At 68.5% G+C, this 18,295-nt stretch carries 14 protein-coding genes and 2 pseudogenes; 5 read left to right on the forward strand and 11 right to left on the reverse strand.

Annotation, left to right across the window (positions count from 1 at the left end; genetic code table 11):
* The first annotated feature begins 88 nt into the window (after nt 1-88).
* The 3 genes from E6W39_RS30745 (at nt 89) to E6W39_RS30755 (ending at nt 4,434) form a co-directional block, all read left to right on the forward strand.
* Nucleotides 89-2,830 carry an alpha/beta fold hydrolase gene (locus tag E6W39_RS30745; protein WP_141636265.1) on the forward strand — a complete coding sequence of 914 codons (2,742 nt, stop codon included), beginning with the start codon at nt 89-91 and terminating at the stop codon, nt 2,828-2,830.
* Nucleotides 2,831-2,935: 105 nt separating this feature from the next.
* Nucleotides 2,936-3,790, forward strand: coding sequence for an ABC transporter permease (locus E6W39_RS30750; RefSeq protein WP_141636266.1), 855 nt, complete (start codon nt 2,936-2,938; stop codon nt 3,788-3,790).
* A 17-nt stretch (nt 3,791-3,807) separates the two neighbouring features.
* Nucleotides 3,808-4,434: a dienelactone hydrolase family protein gene (locus tag E6W39_RS30755; RefSeq protein ID WP_141636267.1), complete on the forward strand. Its 627-nt coding sequence runs from the start codon at nt 3,808-3,810 to the stop codon at nt 4,432-4,434.
* Nucleotides 4,435-4,448: 14 nt separating this feature from the next.
* Here the strand turns inward: E6W39_RS30755 and E6W39_RS30760 are convergent, their stop codons facing one another.
* From E6W39_RS30760 to E6W39_RS30785, 6 genes and pseudogenes are all read right to left on the reverse strand, one after another.
* Complete coding sequence (locus tag E6W39_RS30760; protein ID WP_141636268.1) at nt 4,449-5,162, reverse strand: hypothetical protein; 714 nt, start codon at nt 5,160-5,162, stop codon at nt 4,449-4,451.
* A 125-nt stretch (nt 5,163-5,287) separates the two neighbouring features.
* Nucleotides 5,288-8,790, reverse strand: a pseudogene (gene dnaE / locus E6W39_RS30765) (DNA polymerase III subunit alpha).
* 138 nt (nt 8,791-8,928) lie between these two features.
* Nucleotides 8,929-9,591 (reverse strand): class I SAM-dependent methyltransferase, encoded by a 663-nt coding sequence (locus E6W39_RS30770; RefSeq protein WP_141636269.1) that lies wholly within the window; start codon nt 9,589-9,591, stop codon nt 8,929-8,931.
* A 62-nt stretch (nt 9,592-9,653) separates the two neighbouring features.
* A pseudogene (locus E6W39_RS30775) lies at nt 9,654-10,137 on the reverse strand (flavoprotein).
* 141 nt (nt 10,138-10,278) lie between these two features.
* Nucleotides 10,279-10,461 carry a hypothetical protein gene (locus E6W39_RS30780; RefSeq protein WP_141636270.1) on the reverse strand — a complete coding sequence of 61 codons (183 nt, stop codon included), beginning with the start codon at nt 10,459-10,461 and terminating at the stop codon, nt 10,279-10,281.
* A 33-nt stretch (nt 10,462-10,494) separates the two neighbouring features.
* Nucleotides 10,495-10,962 carry an ATP-binding protein gene (locus tag E6W39_RS30785; RefSeq protein ID WP_181799512.1) on the reverse strand — a complete coding sequence of 156 codons (468 nt, stop codon included), beginning with the start codon at nt 10,960-10,962 and terminating at the stop codon, nt 10,495-10,497.
* A 187-nt stretch (nt 10,963-11,149) separates the two neighbouring features.
* On the opposite strand from E6W39_RS30785, the gene E6W39_RS30790 reads away from it, so the two are divergent.
* Both E6W39_RS30790 and E6W39_RS30795 read left to right on the forward strand, forming a co-directional pair.
* The gene (locus E6W39_RS30790) at nt 11,150-12,046 is read left to right on the forward strand and encodes a helix-turn-helix domain-containing protein (RefSeq protein ID WP_141636272.1); all 897 of its coding nucleotides are present in this window, start codon (nt 11,150-11,152) and stop codon (nt 12,044-12,046) included.
* Nucleotides 12,043-12,282 (forward strand): DUF397 domain-containing protein, encoded by a 240-nt coding sequence (locus tag E6W39_RS30795; protein ID WP_141636273.1) that lies wholly within the window; start codon nt 12,043-12,045, stop codon nt 12,280-12,282. The genes E6W39_RS30790 and E6W39_RS30795 overlap by 4 nt, the downstream gene beginning before the upstream one ends.
* 68 nt (nt 12,283-12,350) lie before the next feature.
* Here E6W39_RS30795 and E6W39_RS30800 read toward each other — a convergent pair whose 3' ends face one another.
* The 5 genes from E6W39_RS30800 to E6W39_RS30820 all read right to left on the reverse strand — a co-directional run bounded on the left by E6W39_RS30800 (nt 12,351) and on the right by E6W39_RS30820 (nt 18,249).
* The gene (locus E6W39_RS30800) at nt 12,351-15,464 is read right to left on the reverse strand and encodes a serine protease (RefSeq protein ID WP_141636274.1); all 3,114 of its coding nucleotides are present in this window, start codon (nt 15,462-15,464) and stop codon (nt 12,351-12,353) included.
* Nucleotides 15,465-15,496: 32 nt separating this feature from the next.
* Complete coding sequence (locus E6W39_RS30805) at nt 15,497-15,823, reverse strand: trypco2 family protein (RefSeq protein WP_141636275.1); 327 nt, start codon at nt 15,821-15,823, stop codon at nt 15,497-15,499.
* Between the two features lie 265 nt (nt 15,824-16,088).
* Nucleotides 16,089-16,373, reverse strand: a complete 285-nt coding sequence (locus E6W39_RS30810) for a hypothetical protein (protein ID WP_141636276.1) — start codon at nt 16,371-16,373, stop codon at nt 16,089-16,091.
* A 189-nt stretch (nt 16,374-16,562) separates the two neighbouring features.
* Complete coding sequence (locus E6W39_RS30815) at nt 16,563-17,261, reverse strand: RDD family protein (RefSeq protein WP_141636277.1); 699 nt, start codon at nt 17,259-17,261, stop codon at nt 16,563-16,565.
* Nucleotides 17,262-17,337: 76 nt separating this feature from the next.
* Nucleotides 17,338-18,249, reverse strand: coding sequence for a LysR family transcriptional regulator (locus E6W39_RS30820; protein WP_141636278.1), 912 nt, complete (start codon nt 18,247-18,249; stop codon nt 17,338-17,340).
* Between the last annotated feature and the right edge of the window lie 46 nt (nt 18,250-18,295).

Genomic DNA, 18,295 nt, shown 5'->3' on the forward strand with positions numbered 1-18,295 from the left:
AAAGCGCCGAAATCGACCAGCCGTAGTACGCCAGGGTCCTGAACGCTCTTCAGCAGATCTTCAGTTACCGCACATAGGATCGGCTTCCATGAGCCTGCGCGGACGTTTCAAGCCGACCCGCCGTCGGGTGCTGGCGGCCGGACTCGCCCTGGTCGCGCTGATCGGGCTCGGAACCGTCACCGCGGTGGCGAGCGGCCAGGCGGCCGTGCACGAGCAGGACCGGTTCCTCTCGATGCCCCAGGCGCCCGGCAGCAGCGACCAGGTCCGCATCGACACCTCCTTCTTCACCACCGGCAGCAGCCCGCGCCCCGCGATCCTGCTCGCCCACGGCTTCGGCGGCAGCAAGGCGGACGAGGCCGGCGAGGCCCGCACCCTGGCCCGCTCCGGCTACGCGGTGCTCACCTGGTCGGCCCGCGGCTTCGGCAAGTCCACCGGGCAGATCGGGCTCAACGCGCAGGACGGCGAGGTGCAGGACGTCAAGCACCTGGTCGACTGGCTGGCGACCCGGCCCGAGGTCCAGCTGGACGGCCCGGGCGACCCGCGGGTCGGGATCACCGGCGCCTCCTACGGCGGCGCGATAGCGCTGCTGGCGGCCGCCGCCGACCCGCGGATCGACGCCATCGCGCCCCAGATCACCTGGTGGGACCTGCCGCAGGCGCTCTTCCCGCAGAGCGTGCAGGGCAGCAGCCCGGCCGACGGCGTGTTCAAGAAGCTCTGGGCCGGCATCTTCTTCACCACCGGCTCCTCCGGCGACATCATCAGCTCGGGCAACAACAAGCCGGTGAGCGTCCAGAGCGGTCCGGTCGGCTGCGGGCGGTTCACCCCCGAGCTGTGCGCCATGTACAACCGGGTGGCCAGCAGCGGCCGACCCGACCCGGCCGCCGTCGCCCTGCTGGAGAAGTCCAGCCCGTCCGCGTACGCGTCCAGGATCAAGGTGCCGACCCTGGTGGTCCAGGGCCAGCAGGACTCGCTCTTCCCGCTCGACCAGGGCGACCAGATGGCCAAGGCGATCGCCGCCAACGGCGCGCCGGTCTCGGTGGACTGGTTCGCCGGCGGCCACGACGGCGGTCTGGAGACCAGCGACCGGGTGACCACCCGGGTGACCAGCTGGTTCGACCACTACCTCAAGCACCAGTCGACCGGCACCGGCCCGGCCTTCCGGGTCACCCGCACCGGAGGCGTCGACTCGACCGGCTTCCAGGCCGTGCTGCGCGGCGCCGACGGCAGCAGCTACCCGGGCCTGAACGGCACCGCCCAGCGCACCGTCCAGCTGACCGGCGCTCCGCAGACCATTTCCAACCCGCCCGGTGGCGCGCCCCCGGCGATCTCCACCGTGCCCGGCCTCGGCGCCCTCAGCCAAGCCTCCCAGCTGGGCGTGAGCCTCTCCCTCGACTTCCCGGGGCAGTCCGCCTCCTTCGACTCCGCGCCGCTGGACGGATCGCTCCAGCTCACCGGCGCCCCCACCGCCGACGTTACCGTGCACGCCGACCGGCCCGACGCGGTGCTCTTCGCCAAGCTCTACGACCTCGCCCCGGACGGCAAGACCACGCTGCCCCAGCAGCTCGCCGCCCCGCTGCGGGTCACCGGCGCCGACACCCCGGGCGGCCGCACCGTCACCGTCCGGCTGCCGGCCGTCGACTACTCATTCCCGGCCGGCCACCGGCTGCGGCTCACCCTCTCCAGCACCGACCTGGCCTACGCCTCGCCCAGCGACCCGGCCACCTACCAGGTGGCGGTGGCCGGCCCGATCACCGTGCCCACCGACGCCGCCCTGACCCCCGAGCCCACCGCACTGCCCACCCGCACCTGGGCGCTGCCGCTGGTCGCGCTGGCCGTCGGCGCCGTACTGCTGCTCACCGCCCGGCGCCGCCGCGCGCTGCCGCCGCCCGACCCGGTGCTGGCCGACGTGCCGCTGGAGATCACCGGGCTGAGCAAGCGCTACAAGGGCGCCCAGGACCGCTACGCGGTGCGGGACCTCTCGTTCACCGTGCAGCGCGGCCAGGTGCTCGGCCTGCTCGGACCCAACGGCGCCGGCAAGACCACCACGCTGCGGATGCTGATGGGCCTGATCCGCCCCGACGAGGGCGAGATCCGGGTGTTCGGCCACGCCGTGCGGCCCGGCAGCCCGGTGCTCTCCCGGGTCGGCGCGTTCGTCGAGGGCGCCGGCTTCCTGCCGCACCTGACCGGGCGGGCCAACCTGGAGCTCTACTGGCGCAGCACCGGCCGCCCCGCCGCCGACGCCCACCTGGACGAGGCGCTGGAGATCGCCGACCTCGGCGAGGCCCTGAACCGCGCGGTGCGCACCTACTCGCAGGGCATGCGCCAGCGCCTGGCCATCGCCCAGGCCATGCTGGGCCTGCCCGAGCTGCTGATCCTCGACGAGCCGACCAACGGGCTCGACCCGCCGCAGATCCGCGAGATGCGCGAGGTGATGATCCGTTACGCGGCCGGCGGACGCACCGTCATCGTCTCCAGCCACCTGCTGGCCGAGGTCGAGCAGAGCTGCACCCACCTGGTGGTGATGGACCGCGGCCGGCTGGTCACCGCCGGGGAGGTCGGCGAGATCGTCGGCGGCGGCGAGCTGCTGCTGGTCGGCACCCCGGCGAGCTACGGGCCGGAACGGCTGCTGGTCGCCGCCGGCAAGGTGGAGGCGCTGCCCGGCATCGCCGAGGTGGAGACGGTCGAGCACGGCCTGCTGGTCCGGCTGAACGGCATGACGGCCACCGAGCTGATCACCGAGCTGGTCCGACTGGACGTGCCGGTGGAACGGGCCGGACCGCACCGCCGCCTGGAGGACGCGTTCCTCTCACTGATCGGGGGCGGCGCATGAGCCTCATCGCTCTGAGAGGAGCAGTTGCATGAGTGAGCGGAGCGAACTCATCGTTGAAAGGCGCGCGTGGGCGAATGCCTCCGCCGAGCTCTGCGAGGCGGGCGCATGAGCCTTGCCCAGGCCGACCGGGCGCTCGGCTACCGCCCGCAGCGGACCCTGCCGCTGCGGGTGGAGGCGCTGCGCCAGCTGCGCCGCCGGCGCACCCTGGTGATCTTCGCGGTGCTGTTCGCCATGCCCTTCCTGGTGCTGGCCGCCCTGCAGCTCGGCGGCGCCCGGCAGGGCACCGACCGGACCACCTTCATCGCGCTGGCCACCGCCTCCGGCCCGAACTTCGCGGCCACCATGCTCTTCATGGGCACCGGGTTCCTGCTGGTCATCCCGATGGCGCTGTTCTGCGGCGACACGGTGGCCGCCGAGGCCGGCTGGTCGTCGCTGCGCTACCTGCTGGCCGCGCCGGTGCCCCGGGGCCGGCTGCTGGCCCGCAAGCTGGCCATCGGGCTGCTCTTCTCCAGCGCGGCGATCGTGCTGCTGCCGCTGGTCGGACTCGGTCTGGGCACCCTGGTCTACGGCTGGGGCGACCTGCGGCTGCCCACCGGCGGCGCACTGCCGGCCGAGCAGGTGCTGCCGCGGCTGGCGATCGCGGTGGCGTTCATCGTGCTCAGCGAACTGGTGGTGGGCTCGCTCGCCTTCTACCTCTCCACCGCGGTCGACAACCCGTTGGGCGCGGTGGGCGGCGCGGTCTTCATCGCCATCATCACCGGGGTGCTGGACGCCATCACGGCGCTCGGCTCGCTGCGCGAGTGGCTGCCGGCGCACTGGCAGTACGCCTGGGCGGACGCGCTGCAGCCGCAGCTGGAGGTGGGCGGCATGATCCAGGGCGTCTCGCTCTCGGTCTCCTACGGGCTGATCCTGCTGGCCCTGGCGTTCCGGGGCTTCGCGCGCAAGGACATCGTGTCCTGAGAGCCGGGTGAGGGAGGATGGGACGACACCCGTCCACCTCTCAGGAAGCCCTCGCCACCGTGGCCCAGATCCTCCTCCTCCACTCCGCCTTCGGCCTGCGCCCCGCCGTGCACGCCGCCGCCGACCGGCTGCGCGCCGCCGGGCACCAGGTCACCGTGCCCGACCTCTACGACGGCAAGGTCTTCGACACCGTCGACGAGGCCACCGCGTACAACGAGGAGATCGGCAGCGACGAACTGCTCCGCCGGGCGGTCGGCGCGGCTGCCCCGCTGCTCACCCCGGGCACCCGGCTGGTCTACGCGGGCTTCTCGCTCGGCGGCGCACTGGCGCAGAACCTGGCGCTCGCCGATGAGCACGCGCTCGGCCTGCTGCTCCTGCACGGCACCTCCGACCTGCGTGAGGACGCCCACACCGAGATCCCGGTGCAGCTGCACATGGCCGAGCCCGACCCGTTCGAGCCCGAGGACTGGCTGAACGCCTGGTACCTGCGGATGTGCCGGGCCGGTGCCGACGTCGAGGTGCACCGCTACCACGGCGCCGGCCACGTCTTCACCGACCCGGAGCTGCCCGACTACGACGAAGAGGCCGCCGAGCGGGCCTGGGCGGCGGCCCTGGCCTTCCTCGACGACCTCGGTACCGACTGAGTTCTGAGTCCGAGTCAGCGGTTCGGCGGGTAACCGCCGTAGGGCGGCTGGCCCGGCTGCCCCGGCGGCTGCATCGGGGGCTGGCCCGGCTGCATCGGGGGCTGGGCGGGCGGCGGCGGGAACCCGGGCGCCCCGCCCCGCGCGTCCTGCGGCGGCATCGGCGGGGCGTAGCCGGGCTGCGGGGCGGGAACGGGCATCGCGGCCAGCGGCTGGTAGCTGCTCGGTCCGCCGGCGTTGCGGGTGGCCAGCACGATGATCGGCACGACGACGCTGATGACCGTCTGGGCGATCAGATCGAGGGTCAGCCACAGCCCCGCCGTGGTGCCGGTCATCGCGCTCCAGCCGCCGTGGTCGCTGCTCAGCTCGTTGATCAGGGACGACCCCAGGACATAGGCGTTGATCAGCAGCAGCACGGTTGCCGCCGGGCGCACCCAGGTCCGGCCCATGAAGGCGGCGATGATCATGACGATCAGGGCCGCACACTGCGTGGTGTCCGCCTGGGTGAAGACACCGCAGCCCATGAACCGCGGCTGGTCGCCGAAGCCGAACGCGAACTTGAGGTAGCCGGCACCGACCTGGTTCAGCACCCAGATCAGGATCGCCAGCTGCAGCACCAGCTGAATGATCATCAGCACCGCGAGACCGGGCAGCGCCCCGCCCTGCGGCCGGGTCGGCTGCTGGCCGAATCGTGGCGGATAGCCGCCGACAGCGGGCGTGCCGTAGCTCATGTGGTCCCCTCCGAGCAGCGCGTGACGAGCGGCCTCACAGTTCGCCGCCCGGTGAGACTAGCGCGCTTCCGGTGCGCCGGGAACGGCGTCCCGCACACCGGAAGCACAACGGTGACGCGGTTGTTTCACGCGCTCCAGGCGGACGGCCCGAGCAGCGTCTTGACCTCGCTGGCGAAGGCCGTGTCGGGGTTCACCAGGAAGCCCAGCTCGTAGAGCACGTCCTTCTGTCGGCTGGTGGTCAGCAGCCGCACCGGCACATCGCCCGGGTGCGCCTGCAGCGTCGCCTTCAACTCCCGCACCACGTGGGGCGTGACCTTCGGGTACGGCACGGTGATCTGCACCGGCGGCTTGCCGCCGAACTCGGCGGCGGAGATGTCCAGCGTGGTGATCTCCTGGCCGAAGATGCTCAGGGAGCCGTCGCGCTCGTTGAGGCGGCCGCGGGCGGAGATGACGTTGTCCTCGACCATCTGATCCGCCATCAGGTTGTAGGTGGCCGGGAAGAACAGCACCTCCACCGAGCCGTCGCGGTCGGCGAGGGTGATGATCGCCCAGGCGTTGCCCGCCTTGTTGATCCGCCGGTCCACATTGGTGATCAGCCCGGAGAGCCGCACCTCGCCCTCGGTGCGCCCGGAGCCCATCAGCTCGGCGATCGAGATGTCCCGGTTGCGGGCCAGGATGTGCTCGGCGCCGTCCAGCGGGTGGCTGGAGACGTACAGACCGAGCATCTCCCGCTCCAGGCTGAGGAGTTGCTTGCGCGGCCACTCACGGTCGGTCAGCTCGAAGTCCAGTCCGATCGCCGGGCTGTCGGCGCCGGTGTCCAGCGCGCCGAACAGGTCGTCCTGCCCGATCGCCTGCTGCTTCTTCACGCCGGTGACCGCGTCGATCGCGTTCTCGTGCACCGCGCAGAGCGACTGCCGGGTGTGGCCCAGGGAGTCGAAGGCGCCGGCCTTGATCAGCGAGTCGATGGTGCGCTTGTTGCAGGCGACCAGCTCGACCTTGTCGAGGAAGTCTGCGAAGGAGGTGTACTTGCCCTTCTCCTTGCGGGTGCCGATCAGCGACTCGATCACCGGCACGCCGACGTTGCGGACGGCCTTCAGGCCGAACCGCACGTCGGTGCCGACGGCGGTGAAGTCGACCACCGACTCGTTGACGTCCGGAGACAGGATTTTGATGCCCATCGCCCGGCACTCGGCCAGATAGACGGCCATCTTGTCCTTGTCGTCCGCCACCGAGGTGAGCAGCGCGGCCATGTACTCGGCCGGGTAGTTCGCCTTCAGGTAGGCGGTCTGGTAGGAGACCAGGCCGTAGGCGGCGGAGTGCGATTTGTTGAACGCGTACCCGGCGAACGGCACCAGGACGTCCCAGACCGCCTGGATCGCCTCGTCCGAGTAGCCGCGCTCCTTGCAGCCCGCGTGGAACGGCACGAACTCCTTCTCCAGGACCTCTTTCTTCTTCTTGCCCATCGCGCGGCGGAGCAGGTCTGCTTGGCCGAGGCTGTAGCCGGCCAGCACCTGCGCGGCACGCTGAACCTGCTCCTGGTACACGATCAGACCGTAGGTGGGGCCGAGGACGTCCTTGAGCGGCTCCTCCAACTCCGGATGGATCGGCACGATCTCCTGCTGCGCGTTCTTGCGGAGCGCGTAGTTGGTGTGCGAGTTCATGCCCATCGGGCCCGGGCGGTACAGCGCCGAGACGGCGGAGATGTCGGCGAACTCGGTGGGCTTCATCAGCCGCAGCAGGGCGCGCATCGGGCCGCCATCGAGCTGGAACACGCCCAACGTGTCGCCGCGGGCCAGCATCTCGTACGTGGTCGGGTCGTCGATCGGGATGTTCTCGATGTCGACCTCTTGGCCCCGGTTGGCCTTGATGATCTGCAGGCAGTGATCGATGATGCCCAGGTTCCGCAGACCCAGGAAGTCCATCTTGATCAGGCCCATGGATTCGCACGACGGGTAGTCGAAGCCCGTGATGATCACGCCGTCCTTGTCCCGCTTGTGCAGCGGGATCAGGTCGAGCAGCGGGGTCGAGGAGAGGATGACGGCCGCGGCGTGCACACCGGTGCCGCGGATCAGGCCCTCGATGCCCATGCCGGTGTCGATGATCTTCTTGACGTCCGGCTCGTTGGCATACATCGTGCGGATCTCGGTGCCCTCGTTGTAGCGAGGGTGCGACTCGTTGAAGAGGTCGCTGAGCGGCACGCCCTTGCCCATCACGTCCGGCGGCATCGCCTTGGTGATGCGGTCGCCCATCGAGAACGGGTAGCCCAGGATGCGGTTGGCGTCCTTGACGGCGGCCTTCGCCTTGATGGTGCCGAAGGTGTTCACCTGGGCGGTGTACTCCGCCCCGTACTTGTCGGTGACGTAGCGCACCATCTGGTCGCGCTGGCGGTCGTCGAAGTCGATGTCGACGTCCGGGGGGTTGATGCGCTCGGGGTTCAGGAAGCGCTCGAACAGCAGATCGTGCTCGAGCGGGTCGAGCTGGGTGATGCCGGTCAGGTACGACACCATCGACCCTGCCGCCGAACCACGGCCGGGGCCCACCGGGATGCCGTTGTTGCGGCCGTACTCGCAGATGTCGGCGACCACGAGGAAGTAGGAGTCGAACCCCATCGGGGTGATGACGCCCATCTCCAGCTCGATCCGGTCCAGCACCTCCTGGCTCGGGCTGTCGCCGTAGCGCTTCTGCAGACCGATCTCGATCTTCTTGCGCAGGAAGGAGGCCTGGGTCTCGCCCTCGGGCACGTCGAACTGCGGCATCCGGTCGACGTAGTCGAAGACCTCCTTGTACGACTCCACCCGCTCGCCGATGGCGAGGGTGTTGTCGCAGGCCTCCGGGAGCTCGCTGAAGAGCTCGCGCATCTCCTCGGCGGTCTTGACGTAGTAGCCGCTGCCGTTGAACTTGAACCGGTTCGGGTCGTCCTTGTTCTTGCCCACGCCGACGCAGAGCAGGCTGTCGTGCGCGTCCGCCTGGTCGGCGGTGACGTAGTGCGAGTCGTTGGTGGCCAGCAGCGGGATGTTCAGCTCCTTGGCCAGCCGCAGCAGGTCCAGGCGGACGTCGCGCTCGATGTCCAGGCCGTGGTCCATCAGCTCCAGGAAGTAGTTCTCCTTGCCGAAGATCTGCTGGTAGGCGTCGGCCGCCTTGACCGCCTCCTCGTACTGCCCGAGCCGCAGGCGGGTCTGCACCTCGCCGGAAGGGCAGCCGGTGGTGGCGATGATGCCCTCGGCGTGCTGCGAGATCAGGTCGCGGTCCATCCGGGGCTTCATGTAGTAGCCCTCCATGGACGCGAGCGAGGAGAGCCGGAACAGGTTGCGCAGACCGGTCGCGTTCTGCGCCCACATGGTCATGTGGGTGTAGCGGCCACCACCGGAGACGTCCTTGCCGCCCTCACCGTCACTGCTCGCCGGGCGCTGGCCGCCGGGGACCAGAACACCGGCTTCTTCTCGAAGCGCGAGTGGGGCGCCACATAGGCCTCGATGCCGATGATCGGCTTGACCGCGCTGTCCTTCGCCTTCTGGAAGAACTCGTACGCCCCGAACATGTTGCCGTGGTCGCTCATCGCGATCGCCGGCATCCCCTGCCGCTCCGCCTCGGCAACCAGCTTGCCGTTCTTGGCCGCCCCGTCGAGCATCGAGTACTCGGTGTGGACATGCAGGTGAACGAAGCTGTCGGCCACGGGGGCAGGCTCCTTGAAGTCGGTCTGCGGGTGGGAGGCTGTCCAGCCTAGCGCGCTCCGGAGCATGATCGATTCCCGACGCGGGGAGGTGCCTCATGGCGCATAGGCACGTCCCGTGGTGGTGCCGACGAAGCCCTCTTCCGGGCCCGGGAGCGTGTGGACGTCGATGCGCCGGAAGCCGTGGCGGGCGAGGGCCGCCGTCCACTGCTCGTTGCTGAGCATCCAGCGGACGATGGCGAGGCGGGGACCTCGGTAGCCGTTGCCGTACGTGATCTGCGGGCCGTAGCAGGGCGCCAGCGGCTCGACGGAGGAGAAGGCGAAGAGGCCGCCGGGGGTGAGGCGGGGGAGGACGAGGGGGAGCAGGACGTCGGGGTCCGTGAAGAAGGCGGCGCCCCAGTTGGAGAAGATGCAGTCCCACCGGGTGGTGGTCGTTGCCAGGTAGTCGAGGACGTCTGCCTCGACCAGGGTGAGGTCGGGTTCGCTGCCCCACCAGCGGCGGGCGCGCTCCATCTGGTGGGATGAGAAGTCGACGCAGGTGACTTTCACGCTGGTGCGGGCGAGTGCGAACCCGGCGACGCAGGTGGCGGCGCCGATCTCCAGGGCGGTACGGGGCCGACCGAGGAACTCGGCGCCGGGGCCGTGGTGGGGGTACTGGGTCCAGTGGATGCGCTCGGCGGGCGGGGCGGCGGCGGTGTCCTCGCCGGCGGTCGGCCAGAAGGCTCCCCAGTAGGCCTGGGGGCTGGGGTAAGCGGACACGCTACTCGGCTCCTCGGGGTGTCGGGTGTCAGGACTAGGCGGAGCAGGTCGAGGACGTGGGTCTAGTTGTAGGTGTCGCGGCCGCCGGACCTGGGCTGGTGGAGGAGGTGGTCGCCGAGCAGGACGCCCATGGCACGCAGGCGGACCAGGCTGTGCGTAGGCGGGATGTGCGGTCAGAGTGACGTTGACGTAGGGCAGCACGGCGATGGGGATGCCGAGCCCGTACGCCTCGCAGAGGATGCCGTGAGCGAGGGTGTCTGAGGTGCCGGCGGCCCACTTATTGATCGTGTTGAACGTGGCGGGGGCCACGGCAAGGGCATCCGCGGGCGGGAGTGGCGCTGGGACGTCTGGCGTGCGCCAGGCCGAGCGGATCGGGTGGCCGGTCTGCTGCGCGATGGTCTCCTGGTCGATGAAGCCGAGCGCATTGGGGGTGGCGATCACGCCGACCTGCCAGCCCTCGGCCTGGGCAGCGGTGATGAGGCGGCCCACGTCGGCGGCGATGCCGGAGGCACTGACGATGACGTAGAGGAGGGGGCGGGCGGTCACGAAGGCTCCCAACTCGTGCCAGGGTGGGTGGAGTTCTGGGGAGTCAGTCTGCCGTGTCAAGGTGCGGACGGGAGCGCCGAGCAGGAATGCCGCGTCAGCCCGGAGGGGAAAGGGGTAGGCCGACGCGGCGTCTTGGGGAGGTCAGGAGCGCTGGGCCTCGGCGAGGTTGACCATGATCTCGGCGTGGATCTGCTTCATGGCGGCCAGCGTGGCGTCGATGTCAGGGACGGCCTGATCCTGGGTGCCCCTGGCATCGAGGGCGCGGCCGAGGGAGCGCAGGTCGGTGAGGGCAGTCTGGTGGTCGAAGGCAAACTTTCTGGGCATGGGTGAATTCCCTTTCTGGGCGGAAAGTTGGAATTAGTTGAGGCCGCCAGTCGGCGAGGTGGACAGCTGGTAGCGGATGGTCTTGCTGCCCTGGTGGTATTGCTGGAGGGCATGCCAGGTGAACCCGTATGCCCGCAGCATCGGGAGGCCCCGGCCGGACTCGGTCAGCAGGTCGAGCGCGGTGGGGGTGGGTTCGGGCAGAAGCGGTATGGCCGGGCTGGGGTCGGTGACGTCGATGCAGAACCCGGTGGGCGTCCGGTCGATCACCAGGCGGTATGACCATGCGCTGCCCTGGCGGTTGACGGCGGCGGCGGCCCGCACCGCGTTGGTGGCCAGCTCGGAGACAACCACCTCCAGGTCTTCGGGGTCGAGCGTGCCGGAAGGCAGCCAGCCCGGGGACTCGTAGAGGAGGCTCCGGAGCCATTTCCTGGCCTGGGAGACCGATTCGGGGACCGGCTGGAACAAGCACCACGCCGGCAATTCGTGATTCAGCGTCTGCATGACGCCTCCGTTTGTGCCTGGGCCCGCGATGGGCCACGCGCGAAGCATCGGAGGTTGGTGACGGTCAGTCAAAAACCTCTCGTGTCTGAGAGTGTGGGTTATATAACCTCTTGATCGCAAGCCGCTGAGTCATACTCACTCATGTGAGTGAACGACCTCCGCGTGGCGCGCTAGAGTTGCGGATGTTATGGACCGTCAGGAGGTGAGAGCGCTGTCGCAGGACCCGAGCGCGATGGTGCTCATGCAGTCCCTCGGGGCCGACCTCCGCAGGTTCCGCAAGGAACGCACGCAGTACAGCCAAGTGCAAGTGGCCCAGGCACTGGGCTGTACGCAGGCGTGGATCAGCAACATCGAGGCCGGCAAGAAGTCACCCACCGATGAGCAGCTGCGCGCGATGTGCGCGCTCTACGGTGTCGACCAGCGCACCCGGGGTCGCCTTGAGGGCCAGTTGGACGCGATGCGGACGCTGCGGCAGAAGTGGTGGCTCAGCCCCGAGTACCGGAACTTCTTCGATGCCGATGACCAGCGGTACTTCGCTCTGGAGGACGCGGCGCAGCGGATCCAGACCCACTCGGGTACATACGTGCCTGGCCTGCTCCAGACCGAGGAGTACATCCGCTCCATTGCCGAGTTCGGTCGTACCCATGAGAGCGCGGCAAGACGGAACCTGTTCGTGGAGATCCGCCTGCGGCGGCAAGCAGAGCTGTTGAACAAGCCCAACCCGCCGAGGTTGGAGGTAGTGATGCTTCAGGCCGCCCTGGTTGCACGCGTTGGCGGAGTCCGGGTGATGCGTAAGCAGTTGACGCATCTTCGGGAGGCTGTAGAAGAGCCGAATGTGACGCTCCGGGTGGTGCCGCTCAGTGTCGGAGCGGCAAGTGCCATGGGGATGCCGATCAGTATCCTGGAGTACCCGGCAAGCGAGTCGCCCCCGGTAGTCGTCACCGAGGGAGACATCGGATCACGCCTCTCTCGTGATGCCGGCCTCATTTCGTGGTCCCGGCGGAGACTCCAGGCATTGCGGGGAGAAGCCTTGTCCGCAGCCGACTCAAGCAAGTTGATCGAGAGAGTCAAGGAAGAACTGTGAGTAGCAGCAAGGCGATCGTCCTTCCCAGCGGCGCGATTAAGTCGTCCCACAGCGGGGCCAACGGCAACGGCTGTGTTTCGCTCCGAGCAGACGGGGATGCCGTGGTGATTGCCCACTCCGTGCGTCCTGAACTCGGTTCGGTGGCCTTCACGCCGCATGAGCTCGCTGCGTTCATCCTTGGAGTCCGGGATGGCGAGTTTGATCATCTTGCAGACTTCAGCGAGTTCGAGCGGTAGGCGTTCGGCAGGCGGCCTGAAGGCGCCGGTTCGCCTGCCATGGTGATCGGACGCTAAGGCTGGGATGGTTACTCCAGTGGCACCCAGACCTGCACGGCGTCGAAGGATTCGATTGCCATCCTGACGGCTTCCACCCCGTCCTCGTCGGGGCCCAGGCCGCTGGTCATGATCAGCAGGAATCCTGCTTGCTGCTGGATCAGGGCCCTCAGCATCGGGGTCAGGCCGGCGCTCCAGACCTCCACCGCATATCTCACTGCAATTTCGGTGCTGCTGAAGTGGACCGCAAGTCGGTCCGGGGCGACTGTCGGGATCTGCGCCTTCCATAGTGGGGCAGCACCGCTCGACAGGGCATGGTTCCAGGGATCGGCGCTTCCGACCATCCTCCAGGTGTCGCCGTCCAGAGTCAGGGAACTCTGTTCGAGGCGCGGGTTGACGATCAGGGCTGGGCGGAGGACCCCGTCGTGATCAGGAACTGCTGCCGAGTGCGACCGCCAATTCAGCCCTGCGTTGCGCGTGAATTCTTGAAGGGCTGAGTCGTTCCAACGGGGGTACCGACAAACGGCGAGGTGGTACAGGTTCGCGCGTCCACCGGTGTAATCGTCGGTGACTTGCAGGGCGGGGATGCTCTCGCCCAGTGGGAAGCCGCAGTCGAAGCAGTCTCCGGCCCACAACGTGCTCATCAGGAGCTGGACCTCCTCCGGTCCGAGCTTCGCGAGGGTCGTGTCGTCGATTGCGATTCGGCTGAGGCCGAGTGCTCCCTCATGCCCGTGGATGATCTGCCAGGGAGCGCTGTAGCCGTCAGCCTGTGCCAGTTCCCACCAATGGGTAGCGCCATCCGTGTCCTGGATGGCGTTGGCGATGAGCCCCGCGATGCCAGCCTGTACCGCGTCGCCGAGTCGGGCTTCTCGTACTGCGAGATCGTAGGCACGTACCAGGTAGTCGTTGGCTGACTCCGGGTCCTGCCTGATGAGGAGCGTTCCGGCGTAGGACAACATGGCGATGGGCAGGCCGGCATCAGCGGCCACGCGAAGGGCGGCCAGGGCTTCGTCGGATTCCCATTTTGAGCGGAGCCAGTGTGAGTAGCTGAAAGCGCTGGCAGCGTCGCCGTGTTCGGAACCGATTCGCCATTGGGCCGCAGCCCCGTCCTCGTCTCCGAGGCGTTCGAGCACCAGCCCGAGAGGTGCACGTGACTGTTCCAGTCCTGCGTCGATGGCGCGCTGGAACCAGGCTTGGGCCGATTCCAACTCCCCGTTCTCCTGGGCCAGGACGCCGGCATTGTGGGCACCCATGGGGTCGCCACAGTCTGCGGCCTTCTCGAACCACTGCGCCGCTTCGTCGGTCTGGCCAAGCCGTACGAGCATGGCACCGAGGTTGATCATCCCGTCAGGGTTGCCTTGGGTCGCCTCGGTGCGCCACAGCGTGGCCGCTATGTCGTATCGGCGGGCAGCCTGAGCGACCAGCATCACGACGTCTCGGCGTTTCTCGTCCACCAGGGACAAAGCCTCGTGCCAGACCAGGTCAGGAATGGTCTTGGGGTCGTTGTTGCGTGCGACGTCGGAAACGAGGTAGTCAAACGGGCGCCACCGCTGGCCGGTAGCGGGGATGAGTGGGCTGGTGACACCCAGGACGATGGCACTGGCCCACTCCCATGCCTTCTGCAAGGGTTCGGGACGCAAGGCGGGACCGCCGTAGGCGTCAAGATAGTGCTCGTGGAGCCGCTCGATGGAATCGGCAGGCGAAGCCACATCAAGTCCCGTTCTGGCCAGGTCGATCGAGGCCGCGACCAGAGCGGCGCCGCGTGGGTGCCCGCCAGCTCGGACGGCCCGCTTCCACCGCTGGAGTACCTGCGGTCCCGAAGCGAGGTATTCCGCCAGACCGTGTGCTCGATCAGCGCGAAGAGCTTCGCGAACACGCGGATCTGACAGCGCGGCAGCAGCCTCTCGCTCCGGATCTTCCCATTGGCGTTTGATCTCTATCGTCGCGGCCCGGCGCAAGATGAGCCATGCCGAGCTGGTTCCGCCGGCTATCTGTCGACCGCCGTTGTCAACGTCCGGTGGCTGGCTCAGAAAGTCGACGTACTCGGAGCGAAGGGTTCCCAGGACCACCACTCGGGCCTGCTGGAGACCGGCCAAGGTGGTAGAGGTGAGTCCATCGGGGCGAAGGAAGAGATGTATCTCGTCCAACCACAGGACAGCAGATCCAGCTGTGCCACGGGACAGCAGCGGGATCAGCTGACGCAGATCTGCATCGGGCTCAGGAATGTAGACCTGATGTGCCGGGAAGAGGCGCTTCATGGCCTCGAACATTGATCTGCTCTTGCCTGCGGCGGAATCGCCGGTAGCGATGAGGAGGCCACCTGTGGGCGCGATGGCAGCTAGCTTTCGGTCGAGCTCGCTATCGATCAACCGTGGAATGTAGGGGAGTTGAGTGGGAAGACTCTCTATCTCGGCAAGCGGGTGCATGCCGAAGTCACGTGCCACGGAGTCGGATACGGCCATGCGGACGAAGGAACTTCCCGCTGCGTCCGACTGCTCCGCATGGATGCTTGCGAGTACCGGAGGAGTGCCCGCATGCTCGGTCAGGAGCTGTACGAAAGCGGGATCCGCCAGTAAGGAGGATGCAGGAACGGCTTCGACGCGGCCGTGGGCCCAGTTGGTCGGGTCACCCGAAACCACACCGACCAGCGCCGACCTCGCGAAGACGGCCGCGCCGGACATCCCGGCCCATGGCGAGCCTGTCGCAGTGCTTGGGGGACTGGAGTGTGCACTGTCCAGAACGTATCGGCCCCGCAGGATCGAGGAGCCTGGCTTGAGGGTTCCCACCAACTGCTCGGTGTCAGGCAGGGCCTGTGAGTTGCGCGCGACAGCCGGGAAACCCACTGCCTCGCATCCAGGGACGGCGCTCAGGTCGTCAGTAGTTCCCCAAGCCATCTGTGCGAGGTGTTCCCCCGCCTCGATGAGGTCGGTCGATGACAGTAGGAGCGCGCCATCGCACTGGTCGTCCAGACGCCGCCACACCACTGAGCAGGGATGCAGACCGGTCTGTCCCGGAACGGCCACCGAAACCTGGTCTCCGACGACAACATGAGCCGAGGTGAGGATCAGACGCCGAGTCAGCAGATAGCCACTCCCCTGTCTGGCAGCGTGAACGAAAACGATGCGGTGCTTGGAAAGGACGCTCACGGGTGTCTACCTGCCTGTCAGTCGACGACTCCTCAACCGAATGCGGACAGATCCGCTGGTTCTTCGTTGGCGATGTCCAGAACGGCTCCGGTGTGCCGGTTCCGGGGCTTCAGCGTGAGGGAGACCGTATGCGTCTGTCGTCGCTCCCGCGTCGCTGAGGCTTCGCCTGTGAGAACCCAGGCCTTGAAGCCAGCCTTGGCGGTCACATCGACCTGGATCTCCACGGTGAACTCCAAGTGGATCTCGCCGACTTCGAGGGCTATCGGATCATCGGCGCCGTCTTGGGCTGCTGCCCGCAGCTCGTCGCGCAAGCCCTGTACGACGGTGGACAGCTCCACTCTGCTCAACGGCTGCTCCATGGTGACCCATCTCTATCTGAACACCGACTGACGCTTGGCTGCTTCTGGTGAGCCTTCATGACTACCATGCTTTGCCCTTAGCCACTTGCTGGTCTGAGAAAGCCGACGAACAACGCGCCCCGCCCGCACTGTCACAGGTGCCAAGTAAACTCTGCGGCTCGGGACGTAACCCCTGGTCAGTCGCAGGCGTACGGCGCCAGGGTGCCTGCGGCGAAGTCGGCGTAGAGGCCGAGGACGTCGTAGAGCAGTAGGGCCGCTGTGATGACTAGGAGCAGGACGGCGACGGCGATGGTGCCACCGGTGCGGCGGGCATAGAGGGCGGAGAGAGGACGGCTGTCACCGCTGCCGCCAGGGTCAGGGTGAGAGCGCTGTAGCCGGATGTCCAGGACATCACCGAGACCTTGCCGATGGTGTGGCAGTGGCTCAGCGGTGTGACCGTGCGCAGGTAGAGGATGCCGTGGTAGGTCTGCCAGATGGCGGCCAGGAGCAGCAGGCCGCAGGTGGTGGGGGTCTGCCAGGAGCGGCCCGGTGGGCGGGTGTAGTGGATCACGTGCCGGGACTGTAGCGGTCAGTGGCCGGGGAGGCTGCCGCCGCCCTCCAGGTGCAGGGCCTGGCCGGTGATGAAGCCCGCATCGCGGCATTGAGGTCGAGCATCGGTCCGGAGGCTGTCCGGGGAGAGCGGAACGGCCGGTCGGCCCTCCCCGATGGGCGGGCCGACCGGCCGTCAGGCGGGTGAGTGTCAGTACTCCTTGACGACCACGGTCTTGCCCGCCTTGTCGTGGAAGCACTGCTGCAGCGGCTTGTCCCAGGTCAGCGAGAGCACGTTGATCAGGAAGAAGAGCGAGCCGAGGCAGTAGACGGCCTGTGGGAGGGCGAACACCGCGGCGCGGCTCACGAGCTGGTTGTCGGTGGGGCGGCCGCCGTCGGCGACGGCGACCACGCGCAGCTTCATGGCCTTCTTGCCGACGCTCTGCTGGCCCTGGGTGAGCAGCATCAGGGCTTCGTAGCCGAAGTAGATGGCCGCGTCGACGAGCGCCGTCACCCAGATGCCGAGGGTGGCGCTGACCGCGACCTGGAGGATCACGACCGGGATCGCCAGGATGACCGCGTCGATCAGGCGGGCCAGGAAGCGGTCGGCCGCGCTGGCCAGGGTGCGGCTGCCGGGCTGCGGCGGACCGTACGGGCTGGGCGGCGTCATCCAGTAAGGGAGCTGGGGGTACGCCGGGTTGGGGGCGTACCCCGTGGGCTGCTGGGGGTAGCCGGGCTGCGGGGGAGCGGCGTAGTCGGGTTGGGGCTGGTGCGTGTAGCCGGGCTGCGGGTCGTACGGACCCTGCGGCACGCCGTAGCCGGGCTGCGGGGACGACGGCTGCTGGCCGTAGGGGTTCTGGGGGTTCTGGGGGTCCGAAGGGTAGCCGTAGCCGGGAGGTGGGTTGGTCATATCGCCGCTCGTCTCGTAATGACTTGACCCTCAGAGGTTCTACCGGGTTTGACAATCCTTTAGGAAGAGCATTTTCTCAACTGGTATGAGAACAGCCGAGATTTATTGGCAGCGCCTGCTTGACGGCTGAGGTGAACGCGGCGACCGCCGGATGCCCGCTCGCGCCCTCCCGGACCGCCACCGCGGTGCGGCGCGACATCGGCAGCCGGTGCAGCCGCACCCCGGGCGGCGGGGCCAGCAGCGCCAAGTCCGGCACCAGCGCCACGCCTTGGCCGGCCGCGACCAGGGCCAGCACGGTGTCGAAGTCGTCCGCCCGGTGCCGGATCCGGGGAGTGAACCCGGCGGCCTGGCAGGCCCGGATCGCCATCGCGTGGCAGAGGGTGCCGTGGGTGGCCAGGATCCACGGCTGGTCGCGGTAGTCGACCAGCCGGTCACTGCCCCCCTGTCGATGAGCACTGCCCGGGGCGGCCAGGTGCATCGCCTCCGCGAACAGCGGTTGCCGCTCGATCCCGGGCTCGGCGGTGGGCGGCACGAAGTCGTAGTCGTGCACCAGCGCCACGTCCAGCTCCCCGGAGCGCAGCAGGTCGCCCACCCCGGCCGGGTCGACCTCGGACACCATCGGCTCCAGCTCCGGGCAGTCGACGGCCAGCGCCGCCAGCGCGGGCGGGATCAGCACCCGGGCGGCGGACGGGAAGGTGCCGATCCGCAGCGGCCCGGCCGGACTCCGCCGGGCGCCGGCCAGTTCGCTCTCGGCCAGCTCCAGCCGGGCCAGCACCGCCTCGGCGTGGCCGACCAGCTTCTCGGCGGCCGGGGTGAGCCGCACCCGGCGCCCGGTGCGCTCCAGCAGCGCCACGCCGGCCTCCCGTTCCAGGGCGGTGAGCTGCTGGGAGACGGCGGAGGCGCTGAAGGCGAGGGCCTCGGCGACGGCGGCGATGGTGCCCCGGTGGGCCAGCTCCCGCAGCAGTCGCAGACGACGGACATCGAGCATCGGCTCAGCTTACGCTTTGCATCGGAAATGCGAACTGGACCTGCAC

It is taken from the genome of Kitasatospora acidiphila, from assembly GCF_006636205.1.
GTDB lineage: Bacteria > Actinomycetota > Actinomycetes > Streptomycetales > Streptomycetaceae > Kitasatospora > Kitasatospora acidiphila.

Bases quoted from the DNA above. Each gene is read 5' to 3' on its own strand.
- E6W39_RS30745 (WP_141636265.1), top strand. From the start codon at position 89: ATGAGCCTGCGCGGACGTTTCAAGCCGACCCGCCGTCGGGTGCTGGCG.
- E6W39_RS30750 (WP_141636266.1), top strand. From the start codon at position 2,936: ATGAGCCTTGCCCAGGCCGACCGGGCGCTCGGCTACCGCCCGCAGCGG.
- E6W39_RS30755 (WP_141636267.1), top strand. From the start codon at position 3,808: ATGGGACGACACCCGTCCACCTCTCAGGAAGCCCTCGCCACCGTGGCC.
- E6W39_RS30760 (WP_141636268.1), bottom strand. From the start codon at position 5,162: ATGAGCTACGGCACGCCCGCTGTCGGCGGCTATCCGCCACGATTCGGC.
- E6W39_RS30780 (WP_141636270.1), bottom strand. From the start codon at position 10,461: ATGCCCAGAAAGTTTGCCTTCGACCACCAGACTGCCCTCACCGACCTG.
- E6W39_RS30785 (WP_181799512.1), bottom strand. From the start codon at position 10,962: ATGCAGACGCTGAATCACGAATTGCCGGCGTGGTGCTTGTTCCAGCCG.
- E6W39_RS30790 (WP_141636272.1), top strand. From the start codon at position 11,150: ATGGACCGTCAGGAGGTGAGAGCGCTGTCGCAGGACCCGAGCGCGATG.
- E6W39_RS30805 (WP_141636275.1), bottom strand. From the start codon at position 15,823: ATGGAGCAGCCGTTGAGCAGAGTGGAGCTGTCCACCGTCGTACAGGGC.
- E6W39_RS30815 (WP_141636277.1), bottom strand. From the start codon at position 17,261: ATGACCAACCCACCTCCCGGCTACGGCTACCCTTCGGACCCCCAGAAC.
- E6W39_RS30820 (WP_141636278.1), bottom strand. From the start codon at position 18,249: ATGCTCGATGTCCGTCGTCTGCGACTGCTGCGGGAGCTGGCCCACCGG.